Below are 1231 nucleotides of genomic sequence, written 5' to 3'. Positions count from 1 at the left end.
CTAATCGTAATAGGGATCATCCAAGGTACAAAGGTTGATAAGGCTCCTGCCAGAAAGCTCAACACTAAACAGATTCCAACTCTAAAGATCCGTTGCATCAATGCTTTGGTCGGAATTGGCTGATAATATAAAAATGCGAAAGCTCCCAGTGCTCCGAACGTTCCAATCTGCATATTGTTTAGCAAGTAACCTGCCATAAGCATAATTCCAGTAGTAAATCCCGCACCAAAAACACGTAACAAAGAATCTCTTGTTTCTTTTATCGTGATGATTTCTTTAAAAAAGCTCCTTTTCTTTTCCATTATAAAAACTCCTGATTCCATAATTGATTTTTTGTTCCTTTTTTCTTTGAATAAGCAATAATACTTTTACATTATTAGAGTTAACGTTGTTTTAATAATACTAATCAACTTGAACAACATTAAAGCCACTACAATACCTCAATTTTTAATAATTACTCGAAGTTTATTTTTGCTCCTTATCCTTTTTATATCCTATTCTTGTGGCTCTTATTCATTACCTTTCAAGTATACCGCCTTTACAAATAAAAAAAAGGGCGATTATTATGACAAATCCCCCATAATTTTGCCTTTATTGATAAATAAAATAATATAAAAAGCAAATAACAAGGAATTTTTTTGTTTAAGCAGATGTTATTAGAAAGAACTAGAAGCAAATAAAGCTATAAAAACCAATCATGCTAGCTGATTAGCTTCTATAGCTTTGTTTTTTTAGTCTATTAAAGTTTTTCTCCATAACGTTTAGTCCCTTTACTTATTGATATAAAAGATAACTAAAATGAAAAAGACCTAGAATAACTCTAGGTCCAATACTTTATTACTGCTCCATCTTTTCCTTCAACCGGATCATTTTCTGGTTGTTTAACACGTGCAACCGCTGGTTTGATCGCCTCGTAATCCTCTGCTTTTCCTTTTTGCATATCTGGTTCTAATCCATCAGGATAAGCACCGACTATTTTAAAATCAGGACTAGCATCAATTCTTTTATGGGCTACACCTGCAGGAAGAAATAAAACATCCCCTTTAGAAAAAGAATAGCACTGAGCATCAGGACCTCCAAGTTGCACAGTTGCTTCACCAGCAATACAAGCCAATACTTCATGGGTATTGGAATGAAAATGATGATAAGAAAAAATACCGTTTACCCATCCATTGGTATACCCGTTTTTTTCAAATAGATCCTGCACATTCTGTGCTGGATCAAATTCGTT

General features: G+C 33.6%; 1 protein-coding gene and 1 pseudogene. Both read right to left on the bottom strand.

Annotation, left to right across the window (positions count from 1 at the left end; genetic code table 11):
* A pseudogene (locus tag ABS911_RS15120) lies at positions 1-302 on the bottom strand (FUSC family protein); the annotation flags it as partial.
* Positions 303-820: 518 nt separating this feature from the next.
* On the bottom strand, positions 821-1231 hold a 411-nt coding region (locus ABS911_RS15115), incomplete at its 5' end, for a cupin domain-containing protein (RefSeq protein WP_350468234.1).

Source organism: Carnobacterium sp. (assembly GCF_040274425.1).
Note: the sequence above shows the minus strand (reverse complement) of the source record. Positions and strands in the feature narration are given on the sequence as shown.